This window comes from Pseudomonas sp. TH10 (genome assembly GCF_016651255.1).
In the GTDB taxonomy this organism is placed as follows: Bacteria; Pseudomonadota; Gammaproteobacteria; order Pseudomonadales; family Pseudomonadaceae; genus Aquipseudomonas.
This window is the reverse complement of record NZ_JAEKEG010000011.1, coordinates 1-17,887: the sequence shown is the minus strand read 5'-3', so window position 1 is coordinate 17,887 and position 17,887 is coordinate 1. Positions and strand designations below refer to the sequence as shown.

General features: G+C 61.8%; 11 protein-coding genes and 7 pseudogenes. 15 read left to right on the top strand and 3 right to left on the bottom strand.

Translation table 11 applies throughout. The annotated features are described in order from the left end of the window. The 10 genes and pseudogenes from JFT80_RS01230 to JFT80_RS01190 form a co-directional block, all read left to right on the top strand. The coding region (locus JFT80_RS01230; protein ID WP_201146646.1) for a sensor histidine kinase KdpD at nt 1-688 on the top strand (688 nt) is incomplete at its 5' end. Nucleotides 689-766: 78 nt separating this feature from the next. Continuing rightward, nucleotides 767-1,338, top strand: a pseudogene (locus JFT80_RS01225) (nucleotidyltransferase family protein). A 113-nt stretch (nt 1,339-1,451) separates the two neighbouring features. Next, a pseudogene (locus JFT80_RS01220) lies at nt 1,452-2,206 on the top strand (DUF72 domain-containing protein). 79 nt (nt 2,207-2,285) lie between these two features. After that, nucleotides 2,286-3,050: pseudogene (locus JFT80_RS25265) on the top strand (MCP four helix bundle domain-containing protein); the annotation flags it as partial. Further along, complete coding sequence (locus tag JFT80_RS25260; protein WP_374091309.1) at nt 3,045-3,908, top strand: methyl-accepting chemotaxis protein; 864 nt, start codon at nt 3,045-3,047, stop codon at nt 3,906-3,908. The pseudogene JFT80_RS25265 and the gene JFT80_RS25260, both read left to right, overlap by 6 nt. 266 nt (nt 3,909-4,174) lie before the next feature. Further along, nucleotides 4,175-5,743, top strand: a complete 1,569-nt coding sequence (locus JFT80_RS01210) for an ABC transporter substrate-binding protein (RefSeq protein ID WP_201146644.1) — start codon at nt 4,175-4,177, stop codon at nt 5,741-5,743. 14 nt (nt 5,744-5,757) lie between these two features. Continuing rightward, nucleotides 5,758-6,698, top strand: a pseudogene (locus JFT80_RS01205) (ABC transporter permease). Beyond that, entirely contained in the window at nt 6,695-7,570 is an 876-nt protein-coding gene (locus JFT80_RS01200) for an ABC transporter permease (protein ID WP_201146643.1), read from the top strand. The pseudogene JFT80_RS01205 and the gene JFT80_RS01200 overlap by 4 nt, the downstream one beginning before the upstream one ends. Before the next feature lie 2 nt (nt 7,571-7,572). Beyond that, nucleotides 7,573-9,200: pseudogene (locus JFT80_RS01195) on the top strand (ABC transporter ATP-binding protein). Between the two features lie 116 nt (nt 9,201-9,316). Continuing rightward, a complete protein-coding gene (locus JFT80_RS01190; RefSeq protein ID WP_122840332.1) occupies nt 9,317-10,600 on the top strand; it encodes an OprD family porin in 1,284 nt (427 codons plus the stop codon). Nucleotides 10,601-10,670: 70 nt separating this feature from the next. Here the strand turns inward: JFT80_RS01190 and JFT80_RS25255 are convergent, their stop codons facing one another. After that, nucleotides 10,671-10,928 (bottom strand): FCD domain-containing protein, encoded by a 258-nt coding sequence (locus tag JFT80_RS25255; RefSeq protein ID WP_374091308.1) that lies wholly within the window; start codon nt 10,926-10,928, stop codon nt 10,671-10,673. Beyond that, nucleotides 10,831-11,550: pseudogene (locus JFT80_RS01185) on the bottom strand (GntR family transcriptional regulator); the annotation flags it as partial. The pseudogene JFT80_RS01185 and the gene JFT80_RS25255, both read right to left, overlap by 98 nt. Nucleotides 11,551-11,740: 190 nt before the next feature. Between JFT80_RS01185 and JFT80_RS23685 the strand changes: the two are divergent. The 5 genes and pseudogenes from JFT80_RS23685 to JFT80_RS01170 form a co-directional block, all read left to right on the top strand. After that, nucleotides 11,741-12,136 (top strand): annotated as a pseudogene (locus JFT80_RS23685) (serine hydrolase); the annotation flags it as partial. Nucleotides 12,137-12,225: 89 nt separating this feature from the next. Further along, on the top strand, nt 12,226-12,828 hold the full coding sequence (locus JFT80_RS23680; protein ID WP_374091307.1) for a serine hydrolase domain-containing protein: 603 nt from the start codon (nt 12,226-12,228) through the stop codon (nt 12,826-12,828). Beyond that, on the top strand, nt 12,825-13,238 hold the full coding sequence (locus JFT80_RS23675; protein WP_242482734.1) for a hypothetical protein: 414 nt from the start codon (nt 12,825-12,827) through the stop codon (nt 13,236-13,238). Before JFT80_RS23680 ends, JFT80_RS23675 begins: the two co-directional genes overlap by 4 nt. A gap of 29 nt (nt 13,239-13,267) precedes the next feature. Beyond that, nucleotides 13,268-14,575, top strand: a complete 1,308-nt coding sequence (locus JFT80_RS01175) for an aminotransferase class III-fold pyridoxal phosphate-dependent enzyme (protein ID WP_122840335.1) — start codon at nt 13,268-13,270, stop codon at nt 14,573-14,575. Nucleotides 14,576-14,584: 9 nt separating this feature from the next. Continuing rightward, a complete protein-coding gene (locus JFT80_RS01170; RefSeq protein WP_201146641.1) occupies nt 14,585-16,012 on the top strand; it encodes an aldehyde dehydrogenase family protein in 1,428 nt (475 codons plus the stop codon). A gap of 121 nt (nt 16,013-16,133) precedes the next feature. Here the strand turns inward: JFT80_RS01170 and ilvD are convergent, their stop codons facing one another. Continuing rightward, nucleotides 16,134-17,816, bottom strand: a complete 1,683-nt coding sequence (gene ilvD / locus JFT80_RS01165) for a dihydroxy-acid dehydratase (protein ID WP_201146640.1) — start codon at nt 17,814-17,816, stop codon at nt 16,134-16,136. Nucleotides 17,817-17,887 lie beyond the last annotated feature (71 nt).

Below are 17,887 nucleotides of genomic sequence, written 5' to 3'. Positions count from 1 at the left end.
CGAATACACGCTGCAGCAGCAACGCAACACCCTGGCGGTGGTGGCCCACGAGTTGCGCAACCCGCTGACGCCCATCAGCATGATTGCCGGGCGGCTGGCGAGGGTGCCAAGTGCAGAGCTGCCACGCATGCAGCACTCTGATCGAGGGCAGGTCAAGCACATGTCACGGCTGGTGGAGGACTTGCTCGATGTCTCCCGCGCCACTTCCGGGAAGCTGCGTCTGGACTGCAGCCTGATTGATATCGTCCCGGTCATCGAAGACGCCGTCGAAATGTGCCGGTCGTTGATGACCGATCGCGGTCTGCACTTTACGGCTGATGTGCCGCAGCAGCCCCAGATGATAAAGGGTGATGCCGTGCGCCTGACGCAAATCCTCGACAACCTGCTGGGCAACGCCGCCAAGTACACCCCGGCGGGCGGCGTCGTCACGCTGGGCGTCACAGCCCAGGGCCACAACCTGATCATCCGTATTCGTGATAACGGCATCGGTATTTCCGCCCAGGCGCTGCCGTTTATCTTCGAACCGTTCGTGCAAGACAATCATGCCATGGGCTTCAACAGCGCCGGCCTGGGTATCGGCCTGACGGTGGTGCGCGATCTGGTCGAGGCACACGGAGGGCGCGTGACCGGTCGCAGCGAAGGCGATGGCCAGGGCAGCGAGTTTGTGGTGACCTTGCCCCTGATTTGAGACCTCACGGATGAAAAGCTCGCTTGTTCTGCGGTATCGTCCCACTCCAGGGATCTGATCGCTGACAAGGAGTTCGCCATGGTACTGACACCCGATCGTCTGATGAAAATCGCCCGCACCAACCCGGCCAACGTCGAGATCCTCGAGCGTCTGCCGGCCCCTGGCCTGCAGCAGTGCATGCTCACTGCCGGCTGCCTGTTCCAGGCCGTGTGGAACCATCGCGACGCAAAACCTGCCGCGTGGGGCATCAAGGATTCGACGTCTTCTACTTTGACCAGGACTTGTCACTGGGAGGCGGAGAACGACGTCATCCTGGCGGCCAGAGGCGCTGTTTCAAGACCTCGACCTCAATATTGAAATCAAGAATCAGGCCCGAGTCCGCCACCTGTGGTACGGCGAGCGCTTCGGCGGGGTGTATCCACAGCTCAATTGCGCAAAGGAGGGCATTGATCGCTACCTGATCGAGGGCACCTGCGTGGGCGTGGATGTGCTGACCGGCGAGGTGTATGCGCCTTATGGCCTGGATGATACCGAGCAGGGACTGTTGCGGATCAATCCGGTGAACCATCAATTTGATCTGTTCGGAAAAGAAAGCGCTCAGCTATCAGGCGCGCTGGCCTTGGCTGGAAATTGTCTATCCGGCTGTTTGAGGCAGGAAAAAACGAACTTGCCTGATCCGCTTTCCTCCAAGAACAAGGGATGCACATAGCGAGGAGGGCGCAATGCACGCAACCATCGATGTAGAAACCGCAGCGTCGCGCCAATGAGCCGCTACCAGGCCTGCATCGGCTGCGCCGGCTGGAATCTGCCTCGTGACCAGTGGCCGATGTTTGCTGCTGAAGGCACTCATTTGCAGCGTTATGCATCGCAGCTGACGGCCGTCGAAATCAACAGTTCGTTCTATCGCCCCCATCGGCCGAAGACTTATCAGCGCTGGGCCGAATCGGTACCTGCGGGGTTTCGATTCTCGGTCAAGCTGCCCAAGCGGATAACCCATGTTCTGCGCTTGCAGGATTGCGAGCCGCTGCTGGACGAGTTTCTCGGCCAATGCACGGCACTGGGCGATGCCCTGGGCTGTTTGCTGGTGCAGCTACCGCCCTCCCTGGCGTACGACGAAGCCATGGCCACGGCATTTTTCAGCGCCTTGCGCCTGCGTTACGGCGGGGCCCTGGTGCTTGAGCCTCGGCATTTCAGCTGGCAAAACGCTCAGGCGTTGTTGGTCGAGCAGCAGGTCGGGCAGGTGGCGGCTGATCCAGCGGCCATTCCTGGCGGTGACGTGCCGGGTGGCTGGCCGGGATTGAGTATTGGCGCTGGCACGGCTCGCCCCGTATTTACCACAGCGCCTACGATATCCAGCGCCTGCAGGCACTGGCGCAGCAGGTGCAATTGGCGATCCAGGCAGGACGCGAGGCCTGGTGCATCTTTGACAATACCGCCAGCGGATTTGCCGTGGGCAATGCCTTGGCCCTGCAATCGTTACTCACCCCGGCGAGCAACAAAACGCTCGTTTGCAAATAGCCTTCAATTAGCGCTTCGCGCAGTCGATAACCTGATCAGAACAGCCATCTGCAGCATGGCTGCACCCAACTGATCGGGGATGCACAGAGTGTCGATAAAATTACGTTTGATACTGCTGATTGGTACCGGCTTGCTGACGGCCTTGATCATGAGCCTGGTCAGTTATATGGGAAACACGCAGATGGCGGAGGCGGTGAGCGATAACGAAGTCAGCATGGCCGCGCTGCGCAATCATCTTGAAGCCGACATGATGCATGACGCCCTGCGCGCCGACGTGTTGTCGGCGATGCTGGTCGGCCTGGGAAAGAGCAACAGCAGCCAGGCAGAGGTGCGCAACTCCATCGATGAGCACGCGGGACGTTTCCGTGAAGTGCTGGGCAACAACCTCAAGCTGCCGGTCAACGCCACCCTCCAGGCTGGCCTCAATCAGATCAAGCCGAGCCTCGATACCTACATCAGCGCCGCGGAGCGGATTGTCGGGCTGGCGCTGGAAAATCCTTCGGCTGCGCAACAGGAACTCGGCACTTTTAATGCCGCATTCAACCAGCTCGAAGACCAGATGGCTGCGCTCAGCGAACTGATCGAAACCGATACCCAGCACACCAGCGTCGGTACGCAACAGGCCATCAGCAACGCCAATTTTGCCCTCGGTGGTGTGCTGATCGCCAGCCTGTTGTTGCTGCTGGTGCAGGGGCGCTGGGTGCTGCGCAGTATCATGGGCCCGCTGCAAACCGCCAGTCGCATCGCCGACAGCATCGCCCACGGCCACCTGAGCGAGGCAATTGCCGAACCTGCCGGCAAAGATGAAGCCAGCGCCCTGATTCGCAGCCTGGCGACCATGCAGCGCGACTTGCGCGGCATGATCGAGGTCGTGCGCAGCAACGCCCACGGCGTGAGCGGCATGAGCGAACGGTTAAGCAATGGCTGCCATGAGGTCGCTGACAGCAGTCAACAGCAAAGCAGTGCCGCCAGCACCATGGCCGCAGCCGCGAGCGAAATGACCGCCAGCATCGAGGAGATCACCCGGCATGCCGAGCGTGCGCTGAACATGGCCAACCAGGCGGAAAACCTGGCCAAGGAAGGCGGCCGGGTGATCCATCAAGTGGTCAGCGACATGGATGGCATCGCTCGCTCGGCGCAGCAGTCGGCGCAGGTCATCCGCACCCTGGACAAAGAGTCCGAAGGGATTTTCAGCATCATCCAGGTCATCAAGGGCATTGCCGACCAGACCAACCTGCTGGCACTGAACGCCGCGATTGAAGCCGCCCGCGCCGGAGAGCAGGGCCGTGGTTTTGCCGTGGTCGCTGACGAAGTGCGCAGCCTGGCGGGGCGTACCAGTGCGTCGACCCAGGAAATCGCCGGCATGGTTGCGCGCATCCAGCAAAGCACCCGGGAAGCGGTCAGCAGCATGGAAGCGGGGGTGGCTCAGGTCGACAAGGGGATGGCGGTGACCGCCGAGGTCGAGCGGGCGATCCGGGAAATTCTCGATGCCACGCTCAATACCACCCAACTGGTCAACGACATCACTCGCACCATTGGCGAGCAAAGCCTGGCCAGCAACGAAATTGCCCATCAGGTGGAAATGATTGCCGGGATGTCAGAGGGCAACAGCCGTGTGATTGGCGAGACGGCCAACACTACTGATGAGCTGGCGAGCCTGGCAGGGCAGTTGTCGCAGTCGGTTAACAGGTTCCGGCTTTGAAGCCGCGGCAGGCGCTGGCACAGCCCGCGATCTTTTGAACCGGCGTCTCACCCAAAAATGCATCTAATGTTTTTAGATGCATAAAAAAACATTTACAAGCAGAATGCATGCTGTGATTATGTTCGTGCGAATTTAAAAAAACAAAATCGCATGCGGCGCTGATTCCAATCAGGCCATAACAAAAACGACATAAACACAGGCTTGAAGCCGGCACTGCCCCTGGCCGGACTTTTCAGCGAAGGAGAACCTCTCCCGTGCATCGCTTATTGAACAGATCCCTCTGCGTCACCCTGCAAGCCCTCAGTGTGGTTGCACTCGGCGCAGCCTTTGCGCAGGCCCAGGCCGCCGGCACCTTGCGAGTTGGCCTCAACGCCGATATCCGCAGCACCGAGCCTGGGGTCAACCGTGACGAGAATACCGATACCGTGATGCTGCACATCGTCGAGGGCCTGGTGGCCCATCGCGAGGATGCATCGGTCGGCCCGTTGCTGGCCAAGGAAGTCCAGGTTTCCAACGAAGGCCAGACCTATACCTTCAAGCTGCGCGACGGGGTCCGTTTTCATAATGGCGCGACGCTGACGGCGGCTGATGTCAAGTGGACCTGGGAGCACTACCTCAATCCCAAGACCCAGTGGCGCTGCCTGGCGGAGTTCGATGGTCGCGGCGGGGCGAAGATCACCGGTATTGCCACCCCCGATCCGCTGACTGTGGTCTTCACCCTTGATCAGCCGAGCGGACTGTTTCTGGCCTCCATGGCCCGTCCTGATTGCGGCGGTGGTGGCATTCTGCACCCGGACTCAGTGGCGGCGGATGGCAAGTGGAAAGCCCCGATCGGTACCGGCCCGTTTACCCTGGCCGAGTGGAAACCCGGGCAGTCGGTGGAGCTGGCACGCTTCAAGGATTACAGCGCCCGTGACGATGCCGGCCCGGATGGCTTCACCGGCAAGAAACAGGCATTGGTCGATGTGCTGCGCTTCATGATCATTCCCGATGCGTCTTCGGCCAAGGCGGCGCTGCTGTCGAACAACATTGACCTGCTGCCGGACGTGACCGCCAGCGATGCCCAGGAGCTCAAGGCACTGCCGGGCGTGCAGGTGTCGGTCAGCCCGATCATGGCGATCTGCGGTTTGCTGTTCCAGACCAACGATCCTCTGCTCAAGGACGTGCGCATTCGCCAGGCCATCGCTCATTCACTGGACTACGGACAGATGGTCACGGCCTTGTCCAACGGCCTGTCCGAGCCGAACAATTCGGCAATACCGCAGACCAGTGCTTTCTACGACGCCACGGCGAAACAAGGCTACAAATATGACCCAGAGCAGGCTCAGCGTCTGTTGAAAGAGGCCGGTTACAAAGGCCAGCCGATCAAGATGATCGTCAACAAGCGCTATCAGCAGATGTTCGACATGGGCGTACTGAGCCAGGCCATGGCCCAGGGCAGCGGCCTGAATATCGAGATGGAAACCCTGGAGTGGGGGACCCAGCTGGAGCGTTACCAGAGCGGCAACTACCAGATGATGTCGTTCTCCTACTCATCGCGACTGGACCCGGCCCTGGGTTTTGATTCGCTGATGGGCGACAAGAGCAAGGAGCCGCGCAAGGTGTGGGACAACCCCCAGGCCCAGGGTTTGCTGCGCGAGGCCGTGCGCGAGAGTGACACGGGCAAGCGCCAGGCCTTGTTCGATCAACTGCACAAGATGATGATTGAGGACACCCCGATGGTGATCATCTACAACGGCACCATTATCGGCGCGTTGCGCGACAGCGTCCGTGGCTACCACTCCTGGCCGGTGGCCAAGCCACGCCTGTGGGGCGTGAGCCTCTCGGCTCATTAAGGCGGAGTCTGATCATGTTGCGTTTTATCCTGCAAAAACTCGGGATGGCGATACCGACACTGTTGCTGATTTCGGTGATGGTGTTTGCGTTGATCCGCTTGATTCCCGGTGATCCGGCGCTGCTGATGCTCGGCGACATGGCCGACCCCAGAGCCTGGCCGACATGCGCCGCAACCTGGGCCTGGATAACAGCCTGGTGACCCAGTTTCTCATCTGGATCAAGGCCGTGCTCAGCGGTGACCTGGGATTCTCCATCAGTACTAAACAGGCGGTATTGCCGCTGATTCTGGAGCGTTTCAGCGTCAGCGCGATTATCGTCCTGGTGTCGGTGCTGCTGGCCACGCTCATCGCGGTGCCGGTGGGGCTGATCGCCGCCTGGAAACAGAACAGCGCGCTGGACCTGGGGCTGGTGACCACTGCCACCTTGCTGCTGTCGATTCCCAGCTTCTGGCTTGGCTTGCTCCTGCTCCACGCGTTCGGCATCAAGCTCGGCTGGCTGCCGGTGGTGGGGTACGTCAGCTTTGCCCAGGCACCCTGGCAGGCCATGAGTTACCTGGTACTGCCGATCGTCACCCTGACCTTGGTGGAGCTGGGCGCGATCACTCGCATGGCCCGGGCCAGCACCATTGAAGTCCTGCGCCTGGAATACATTGCCCATGCCCGCGCCAAGGGGCTGTCGGAACGCGCGGTTCTCTGGCGGCACGCCTTGCCCAATGCTTTTGCGCCAACCTGGACCCTGGTCGGGCTGATCCTTGGCAACCTGCTGGGCGGCATTGCGGTACTGGAAACCGTGTTCACCCTGCCGGGCATTGGCCGGCTGATGGTGGACGCGATCTTCGCCCGCGACTATCCGGTGCTGCAGGGCTGCCTGCTGCTGATCACCTTCATCTATGTGCTGGTCAACCTTTGTGTGGATCTGCTTTATCCGCTGTTCGATCCAAGGGTGAAGTTATGAGTTCGAATCTACCTGTGGCGCCGCTTGTCGACACCGCCACCCCCGCAGGCAAGCGGCCCCGTGCCTGGCCCGCGGCCAACGCCATGATCGGCGGCAGTCTGCTGCTGATCCTGATCGCCCTGGCCTTGCTGGGACTGGTCTGGACGCCGTTCGACCCATTGCGTCTCGACTTACTGTCGCGGTTGCAGGCGCCATCAGCCATTCACTGGCTGGGCACCGATGAATTCGGTCGCGACGTGTTCAGCCGGCTGTTGATCGGCGCCCGTACCAGCCTGTGGATCAGCCTGCTGGCGGTCAGTGTCGCGGTGATCGCGGGGACCTTGATCGGCATGCTGGCCGGCTACCTGCGCGGCTGGACTGACCGCGTGCTGATGATGTTCAACGATGCGCTGCTGGCCTTCCCCGGCATCCTCATGGCCCTGGGCATCATGGCGATCATCGGCGCGAGCAAGTACGGGATCGTCCTGGCACTGGGCATTGCCTACACCCCGTCGGTGGTGCGCGTGGTGCGCGGCACCGTGTTGTCGCTGCGGGAGCTGGAGTACATCGAAGCGTCGCGGGTGATCGGCAATTCCGAGCTGTACACCATGCTGCGGCACATCGCCCCCAACTGCCTGGCGCCACTGTGCGTACTGGCTACCAGCATGTTCGGCTGGGCATTGCTGTCGGAAAGCGCCTTGAGCTTTCTCGGCCTGGGCGTTCCGCCACCTGCGGCGACGTGGGGCAACATGCTCGCCAGCAGCCGACCCTATATTGCTTCGGCGAGCTGGCTGGGAATCTTCCCGGGGCTGTTCATCTGCCTGGCACTGTTGGCTATCAATCTGTTCGGCGACGCGCTGCGTGATCGTCTCGACCCCCGGATGAGGAAATAAGCATGGCGACTGATACGTTGCTGAGCGTGGAAAACCTGAAGATTCGCGTGGGTGAGCACGGCGCACTGGCGGTCGACGACCTGAGCTTCAGCGTTGCACCGGGCGAGATCGTCGCCCTGGTTGGCGAGTCGGGCAGTGGCAAGACCATGGCGGCCCGTGCGGCTATCGGCCTGCTGCCGGCGCCGATGCAGGTCTGCGCAGGTCGCCTGGAGTTCCAGGGGCGTGATTTGGTAAAGCTCGACACCGTACAGCTGCGCGCCATTCGCGGCGCCAGCATTGGCATGGTGTTCCAGGAGCCAATGGTGTCGCTCAACCCCGCGTTGAAAATCGGCCAGCAGATGAGCGAAGCGCTGCAACTGCACACCGACCTCAGCGCCGCGCAGATCAGCGAGCGTTGCATCACGATGCTCCAGCGCATCGGCATCAAGGACGCCGAACGCTGCCTGGAATCGTACCCGCACCAGTTTTCCGGCGGCATGCGCCAACGGATCATGCTGGCTTCGGTGATGTTGTTGCGCCCGGCGTTGCTGATTGCCGACGAGCCGACTACCGCGCTCGATTGCCTGGCGCAGCTGGACGTCATCGAGCTGATGCTGGAACTGACCCGGGAGCAGGGCACGGCTATCCTGTTCATCAGCCATGACCTGTCACTGGTCGCACGCTACGCCCACAAGGTAGTGGTGATGCGTCACGGCAAGTCGGTGGAGCAGGGCAGTATCCAGGACATCCTTCTGGCACCGAAGGCCGAATACACCCGCCAGTTGCTCGAAGCCTTGCCACGGCGCGGCGCATTGGCGCCATTGCCGGCCAGCGACGGCCCGTTGGTAGAGGTCGATCAGGTGTGCATCGAGCATCCCGGGCCTACTTCGTTCTGGGGCAAACGCCACTACAAGCGCGTGGTGCATTCGGCCAGCCTGGCGATTGCGCCGGGGAAACCCTGGCGCTGGTCGGCGGCAGCGGTTCGGGCAAGACCACCCTGGGGCGTTCACTGGTGGGGCTGATCAAACCCTGTGCCGGGGCCATTCGGTTCAAGGGCGTGGACATTCTCAAGGCGGCCAATCGAACCCATCGGCTGCAATGCCAGATGATTTTCCAGGACCCTTATTCATCGCTTAATCCACGGATGAAAATCGGCGAGATCCTGGCCGAGCCATTGCGCCATGAACCGGCGCTCAATGCCCCGCAGCGCCGGGAGCGCGTGGCACAGACACTGCGCGATGTGGGACTGGCCGAACAGTTTATCGAGCGCTTTCCCCACCAACTGTCGGGTGGTCAGCGCCAGCGAGTCGCCATCGGCCGCGCACTGGTGCGGCATCCGCAACTGGTGATCGCCGACGAGCCGATTTCCGCCCTCGACATGACGATCCAGAAGCAGATCCTCGAACTGTTCGAGCGTCTGCAGGCGCAATACGGCTTCGCCTGCCTGTTCATCTCCCATGACCTGGCGGCAGTGGAGCGCATTGCCCACCGCGTGGCCGTGATGCATCAGGGCGAAGTCGTGGAGGTGGGCGCTCGCGAACAGATCTTCGACCACCCGCAACACCCCTATACCCGACAGCTGCTGGCGGCGGCGAGCCCGCTGGAAAAGCTGAGCGACGGCGGCTACCGAATACGACCCGCAAGCTTTTGATTTAGCACCCTGATGACACCCGGCGCGCCAGCTTCAAAACGGGCGCGAAGGGGGAAGTCATGTCCGAAAAACAATAAGACCTACTCATCCATCACGACTGCCAGGAGCCAATGACAATGCATAAGAACAACCTGAACCTGATCTTCAAGGGCGTAAGCCTCATGAGCGGCGGCTTGCTGTGCGCCCCGGCCTACGCCGATTTCATCAAGGACAGCAAGGCCGACCTGGAGCTGAAAAACTACTACTTCAACCGTGACTACCGCGAAGACGCCGGGCAATCCAAACGCGAGGAGTGGGCCCAGGGTTTCATGCTCAACCTCAAGTCCGGTTTCACCGAAGGCACGGTCGGGTTCGGCGTCGACGCGGTCGGCATGCTCGGCCTGAAACTGGACTCCAGTCCGGATCGCTCAGGGTCGGGCCTGCTGTCGCGCGACAACGAACCTGAGCCCGGGCAACCGAGCTACGTCAAGCGCGCCCACGATGAGTATTCCAAGCTGGGTGTGACCGGCAAGGTGCGCTTTGCCAAGAGCGAATTGCGCAGCGGATACCTGGTACCGGACTTGCCGACCTTGCAACCCAACACCAGCCGCCTGTTCCCGCAGACGTTCCGCGGTACTCAGGTCACGTCGGCGGATGTCACCGGCCTGAACCTCACTGGTGGCCAGATCGACCGGACCAAACAACGTGAGTCGACCGACTATGAGGACATGGGGTTGACGGGTCAAAGCGGCGCTTACAAAAGCTCGGCCAAGAGCGATCAGTTCCGTTTCATGGGCGGCGATTACAAGGTCAATCCGAACCTGACGTTGACCTATCACTTTGCCCAGCTGGAGGACATTTACCAGCAGCACTATGTGGGCCTGAAGAACAGTTTTGCCCTGGGCGGCGGCGTGCTCAAGAGCGACATTCGCTACTTCGACGCGGACAAGGCGGGCGCCGGGCTGGCGGGCAAGGTGGATAACCGCGCGCTGAGCACGCGGGTCGCCTACAGCTACAAGGGACACAGCCTCGGCGGCGGGTATCAGGAGCAGTTTGGTGATACGCCGTTCACCTATGTCGATGGCACCAACACCTATCTGTTTTCCGAGTACCAGTTGAGCAACTTCTCCCAGACCAACGAGCGGGTGTGGCACGCGCGTTATGACTTTGATTTCGCTGCGCTGGGTGTGCCCGGGCTGACGTTCTCGACTCGCTGGGCCAAGGGAGATCAGGCGCAAGTGTTGGGTTTTGCCGGGGAAGGGCGTGAGTGGGAGCGGGATATCGACTTGGGGTATGTGTTCCAGTCCGGCGCGCTCAAAGGCGTTTCATTGCGCTGGCGCAACGGGATGAGCAAAGCCAATTACCTGCGCGACATGAACGAAAACCGCGTGATCGTCGGTTACACCGTGGCGCTTTGGTAATGAGCCTGCTGAACAAGATCAAAAGATCGCAGCCTTCGGCAGCTCCTACGGGGGATGCCTACGGTGCGAGTCAGGCCTTGTTGCGCGCGACGCCCATCTTGCTGGCGACTTCCAGGTGCCGATGCAACAGGGTCGATGCCCATTCGTTGTCGCCCTGCTCCAGCGCATCGAGAATCGCCAGGTGCTCGCGGCAGGGAGACCTTGACCCGCTCGACGTTGCTCGCCGAATGGAACTCGGTGAGGCGGCGCAGGCGGTTCTGTTGCTGGATCGCCTGCAGGATGTAGCTGTTGCCAGAGGCCGCAGCCAACAGCTCGTGAAACTCGGCATTGCATTCAAAAAAGCGCTGCCCGTCCACTTGACCTTCAAGCAGCTCCAGCTGCCGCTCCCGGCACCGACGGAATTGCTCGGGGTTGACCTTGAAGGTCGGCTCCAGCAGCCCCGCGGGCTCGAGCAGCATGCGAAAGCGATAACTCTCGAAGCGGGTTTGCGCGCTGCTCAGGGTTGGCAGGAACAACCAGCCGTGACCGTGCCTGCGCTGCATTACGCCTTCATCGGACAGGCGCAACAAGCAACGGCGCAGCACGCTTTTACCGACGCCATAACGGCGCAGCAGGTCGCTCTCGGAGATCTGATCGGGCAGCACCTGGTTAAGTCGGTCATCGATCAGGCGCGTGTACAGGTCGTCCTCCTCGTTGTGCAACTCGCTGACCTGCTGTGCCAGTCCGCTGGCCGTCTGCAGCGGTACGCGAAAACCCTGCTGCGGCAAGGGCTCGATCAACTGCTGCTCGGCCAGGTACGACAGCGCGCTGCGAATGGGCGAGCGGGACACGCCCAGGCGCTGGGTCAGTTCGACTTCCTTCAGATGAGTACCGGGTTGCAGGTCGCCCGACTGGATGGCGGAAAGAATCTGGCCGGCGACTTTGGTCTGCAGCGAGGTGAGTTGAGACATGGCGCGAGGTCGTTCCTGTGGCAGGGGAAGGCAAGGATACCCGAAAAGCCCGGGCCGCTTCGATTCGCCCGAAACGGAATTATAGGCGGCGCAAATACATTTAATAAGTAAAAGTCACTATTTGAGCTGTATTACTTTCAATATAAAAACATTGCCGCCGCATCAATGGCAATTATCAGGAAGCGTTGTGATGACCTATGTACCTCTGCCCAGAGCCCTGCCTCAAGAACGGGGCGTCGACCCTCGCGGGATCGTCGAATTTCTCGAGGCGGTGAGTGACGCCGGGATCGAGCTGCACAGTTTCATGCTCTATCGCCAGGGAGCGGTGGTGGCAGAGGCGTTCTGGCAACCTTATTCGGCGCGCCGCATGCACGTGCAGCACTCGGCGACCAAGAGCTGGACGGCCACCGCCGTCGGCCTGCTGGTCGACGATGGACGCCTGCAGCTCGACGCCAAAGTCGTGAGCTTTTTCCCTGAACTGTGCCCGCCACAGATCAGCGCGAACCTCGCCGCCATGACCGTCGAAGACCTGCTCACCATGCGCACCGGCCATCAGCGCGGCATTTCCGGTGGCGCCTGGCGCAATCTGCAAAGCAGCTGGGTCGAGGCCTTCCTGCACGAGCCTGTGGACGAACCCCGGGCCAGTCATTCATCTACAGCAGCGCCTCAAGCTTCATGCTCTCGGCCATTGTCACCCGTGTCAGCGGGCAGACCATGCATGCCCTGTTGCAGGAGCGGGTCCTGGGTTTTCTCGGGATGGACAAACTGGAGTGGGATCTGGCGCCAGGTGGCTTCAATTCCGGCGGCAATGGTTTGAGCTGCACCACGGAAGACTCACTGAAGTTCGGCGTGCTGCATTTGAACAAAGGGCAGTGGCAGGGCCGGCAGTTATTGTCGCCGCAGTGGATCGCCGCGGCCACTCGCAACCAGGTCGAAGACGTGTGGATGGGCGAATTCGATGGCAAGCAATACCTGCCGCGCAACAAGGATGGTGCCAGCGAAGTGCAACGTGGAGGGTATGGCTACCAATGGTGGATGACCCGTCACGGCGGGTACTACGCGTCTGGGGTTTTCGGCCAGTACTGCATGGTGCTGCCCGACCAGGAAACGGTGCTGGCCTTCACCTGCGGCCTGCAGCTCGGCGAACGCCGTTTGCAGGCGGCCATCTGGGAATATTTGTTCCCGGCCCTGGGCCGCGCAGCGCGGACCCGCAAGCGTCCCGGTTGCAACTCGATGCAGCGATCGAAGGCCTGCGCCTGCCCATGCTGCAGGGCTTGACTGAATCTCCCGAGGCTGAAGCCCTGCAGGGGCGTTTCGCCATCGAACCGAACGAGGACGGTGTGCGCGAGATCAGCTTTGATTTCAGCCCTGGCGAATGCGCGTTCAGCCTGGTCGATCATCGCGGAACCCATCGCCTGCGAGTGGGTTTGCAGCAGCCGTTGGAATCGATCACCAGCCTTACCGGTAACTATCTGCATCACCAATACCAACCACCGCAGACCCCGGTAATCGCCCATGGGCGCTGGACCCCTGATGGTGAGTTGCGAATGGACTGGCGCTTCGTCGAAACCGCTTTTGGCGACCATGTCCGTTGCCGTCTGGAAGGCGGTCGCCTGCTGTTTGATCGCGGCGTCAACACCAACGCCGGATCAATGCAGCGGCCGACCCTGACCGGCAAGCGCATCTGAATCTTTTGACACTTTACGGAGCACTGTAGATGAACCAGACCTCGACTTCGGCGCTGTGGGCGCCCTTTACCCCGATGCGCCAGTTCGATCGCCAGCGGCTGCTGATCGACAGCGCCGAGGGCATGCACTACACCACCACCGACGGCCGTCAGGTGCTCGATGCAATGGCCGGGCTCTGGTGTGTCAACGCGGGGCACGGGCAGGGGCAAATCGTTGAAGCGATTCGCGAAGCGGCGGGGCGCCTGGACTTTGTGTCCTCGTTCAAGATGAGTCACCCGGCGGCACTCGCCTTCGCTGACCAGTTAGTGGCGAAGGCTCCGACGGGCCTGGACAAGGTGTTCTTCACCAACTCCGGCTCCGAGGCCGTCGACACGGCGTTGAAGATCGCCCGGGCCTACCATCAGGCTCGTGGCGATTGTCGCCGGACCAAACTGATCGGCCGCGCCAAGGGCTATCACGGCATGGGCTTCGGTGGGCTGTCGGTCTCCGGGATTGGCCGGCAGAAACGTGACTTCGGCCCGTTGCTAGGCGACGTTGCACACCTGCCGCTACCGTACGATGCCAGCTTGCGTTTCAGCCCCGGTCAGCCGGAGCAGGGCGCGCATTACGCCGACGCGTTGCTGCAATTGCTGGAAATTCACGACCCGGCGACCGTGGCGGCGGTCATCGTCGAGCCGGTCACGGGGTCGGGTGGGGTGTATGCGCCGCCACTGGGTTACCTGCAGAAACTGCGCGAAATCTGCGATCGGCATGGCGTACTGCTGATTTTTGATGAGGTGATCAGCGGTTTCGGGCGCCTGGGCGAGTCTTTCGGTGCGCAGGTGTTCGGCGTGACGCCTGACCTGATGACCCTGGCCAAAGGCTTGACCAATGGCGCCGTGCCCATGGGCGGCGTGCTGGTCAGCGGTGCGGTGTATGACGCGTTCATGCAAGGCCCTGACCAGGCCATTGAATTGATGCACGGCTACACCTACTCGGCGCACCCACTGGCGTGCGCCGCCGGGCTTGCGACCTTGGCAGTGCACGATGAGCTGCGCATCAATGCCCATGTGCAGCAGGTCGCGCCAGTCTGGCAGAACGCTGCACTGGCATTGCGCGAGCAGGGCCTGGTGCTCGACGTTCGCGCCATTGGCTTACTGTGCGCGGTTGAACTCAAACCCCGTGAAGGCGCACCGGGTGCCCGCGCCGCCGAGGTTGCCCAGCGGTGTTTCGACGCCGGGGTGCTGGTACGCGCGTCAGGGGAGAATATCGTACTGTCGCCGCCTCTGATCATCACGCAAGAACAGATCGCGCTGATCTTCGCCACCTTGCGCCGCGCCATCGACAAGGTCGCCTGAGGAGCCGCCATGAACTTCCTGGATTTCTACATCAATGGCCAGTGGGTCAAGCCGCAGGGTGGTTCTACCCTGGAGGTGATTGACCCGTCCACCGAGCGCTCGGTCGGGGTGATCAGCCTGGGTACCCGGGCCGATCTCGATGACGCGGTGGCAGCGGCAAGGCAGGCGTTTGCAGATTACTCGCAGTGGTCGCGGGCACAGCGCCTGGAACTGCTCGCGGCGATCATTCAAGGTTATGAAGCACAGAGCGAAGCCTTGGCTGAATGGGTGCACAAGGAGATGGGCGCGCCGCTGTCACTGGCCCGCAGCGCCCACGTTCCCGCAGGCCTCGGACATCTGCAACGCGCTTTTGAAGTGCTGCGCACTTATGATTTCGACCGTCCCCATGGCAGCACCCTGATCAGTCGAGAGCCTATCGGCGTCTGCGGCCTGATCACCCCATGGAACTGGCCGCTGAACCAACTGACCTGCAAAATTGCCCCGGCACTGGCGGCCGGCTGCACCCTGGTGCTCAAGCCCAGCGAAAGGGCGCCGCTGTCGGCGATGCTGCTGGCCGACATTCTTCACCATGCCGGGGTGCCGAAGGGGGTGTTCAACCTGGTTAACGGCGACGGCCCGACCATCGGCGACGGCATTGCCCGCCATCGGCATATCGACATGGTGTCGTTCACCGGTTCCACAAGTGCCGGGGTTGCTGTGGCCAAGGCCGCGGCGGACTCGGTCAAGCGCGTGTCCCAGGAACTGGGCGGCAAGTCGGCCAATTTGATACTCGCCGATGCGGATATTAAGGCGGCTGTGCGCCACGGTGTCAGCAGTTGTTTTCGTAACAGCGGCCAGTCCTGCAATGCACCGACGCGATTGCTGATCCCGCGCCACTTGCAGCAACAAGCCGTGGAGATCGCCCGGGCTGTCGCCACCCAGATCTGTTTCGACGACAGCAATCCCTCCACCGCCATGGGGCCGCTGGCCAACCTGGCGCAATTTGAGCGCGTCCAGGCCATGATCGCCGGGGCGATGGATCAAGGCGCGCGCCTGGTGTGTGGTGGCGTGGGTCGTCCGGTTGGCGTGACCCAAGGGTATTACGTGAGGCCCACGGTATTTGCCGACGTCACCACGGACATGCCGATTGCTCGCGAGGAAGTGTTCGGTCCGGTGCTGGTGATCATGCCGTACGACAGCGAGGACGAAGCTGTGGCGATCGCCAATGACAGCCCTTACGGACTGTCAGGGTATGTGACCGCAGGCACTCTGGAGCAGGCTCGTTCGGTTGCTCGAAGGCTGCGCACCGGCATGGTTCACCTCAATGGCAGCAAGGCCGACAACGGCGCGCCCTTTGGTGGCTACAAACAGTCGGGCAACGGCCGCGAGTGGGGCGTCCATGGATTCGAGGAATACCTGGAGTTGAAGTCGATGTTTGGTTACCAGTCGGGCGCTTAGACATTTTCGGTTCAAAGGCCTCATCGCGAGCAGGCTCGCTCTCACAGATGAACCCTGGCGAATTCACTGTGGGTGCGAGCCTGCTCGCGATGGCGATAGTTCAAGCAGCCGTCAACTCCGCTCAGAGGTACTTATCCGTCACAGCGCCTTCCGAGGCGCTGGACACGGTCTTGGCATATTTGGCCAACACCCCGCGCTTGTACCTGGCCTCCGGGCGCAGCCAAGTCGTCTTGCGCCTGGCCAATTCAGCCGCCGCAACTTCCACGGTGATCTGCCGGGTTTCGGCATCGATAACAATTCGGTCGCCATCCTCGATCAACGCAATCGGCCCGCCCTCGAATGCCTCCGGGGTGATATGGCCCACCACGAAGCCATGGGAGCCGCCAGAGAAGCGGCCATCGGTGATCAGCGCTACTTCCTTGCCCAGCCCCTTGCCCATGACCGCCGAAGTCGGCGAGAGCATTTCGCGCATGCCGGGCCCGCCCTTGGGCCCTTCGTAGCGAATCACGATCACATCGCCTGCCTGCACCTCGCCGTTGAGAATGCCCGCCAGCGCGCCTTCTTCGCCGTGATAGACCCGGGCAGTGCCTGCAAAGCGCAGGCCCTCCTTGCCGGTGATTTTGGCCACCGCGCCATCGGGGGCCAGGTTGCCGCGCAGCACGACCAGGTGGGAGTCCTTCTTGATCGGCTGGTCGAAGGGCAGGATCACGTCCTGGCCGGCCACGTAATCGGCAACATCGCGCAGGTTCTCGGCCAGTGTCTTGCCGGTCACGGTCATGACATCGCCATGCAGCATGCCGGCGTCCAGCATACGTTTCATCAGCGGCTGAATGCCGCCGATGGCTACCAGTTCGCTCATCATGTACTGGCCGCTGGGCCGCAGGTCGGCCACAACCGGCGACACTTTGCCCAGCTCGGCGAAGTCATCCAGCGTCAGCTCGACGTCCACGGCGTGGGCCATGGCCAGCAGGTGCAACACGGCGTTGGTCGAGCCGGCGAGGGCGATCACCACGCGAATCGCGTTTTCAAAGGCCTTGCGGGTCATGATGTCCCGCGGCTTGAGGTCGAGCTTGAGCAACTCCATGACCTGTTGCCCGGCGCGGAAGCTGTCTGACGTCTTGTCGGTGCCTACCGCATCCTGGGAGCTGGAACCGGGAAGGCTCATGCCCAGGGCCTCGATGGCCGAAGCCATGGTGTTGGCCGTGTACATGCCGCCGCAGGAGCCAGGGCCGGGAATGGCCACTGCCTCGATTTGCTTGACCTGGATCTCGTTGATATCGCCGCGCGCATGCTGGCCCACGGCTTCGAATACGGAAATGATGTCGGTATGGCCGGCACCCGGGCGAATGGTGCCGCCATACACAAAGATCGAGGGGCGGTTCAGGCGTGCCATGCCGATCAGGCAGCCGGGCATGTTTTTGTCGCAGCCACCGACCGTGACCAGTCCGTCGAAGCCTTCGCAACCGGCCACCGTTTCGATCGAGTCGGCGATCACTTCCCGCGACACCAATGAGTACTTCATGCCTTCGGTGCCGTTGGCGATGCCGTCGGAGATGGTGATGGTGTTGAAGATCACCCCTTTGGCACCCGCCGCATTCGCCCCGCGTTCGGCCTCCCGCGCGAGCTTGTCGATGTGCATGTTGCAAGGGGTGACCATGGCCCAGGTCGAGGCAATGCCGATCTGCGGCTTGGCGAAATCCTCCTCGGTAAAACCCACCGCCCGCAGCATGGCGCGCCCCGGCGAGCGCTCCACGCCGTCAACTACCTGAGAGGAATATTTGCGCAAATCGGGTTTGTCGCTCATTTAGATGCCTCGCCGGCTTGGGTGAAAAAACACCTTGAGTATAGTGGCCCCGACGCCCGCAGCCGGACCAA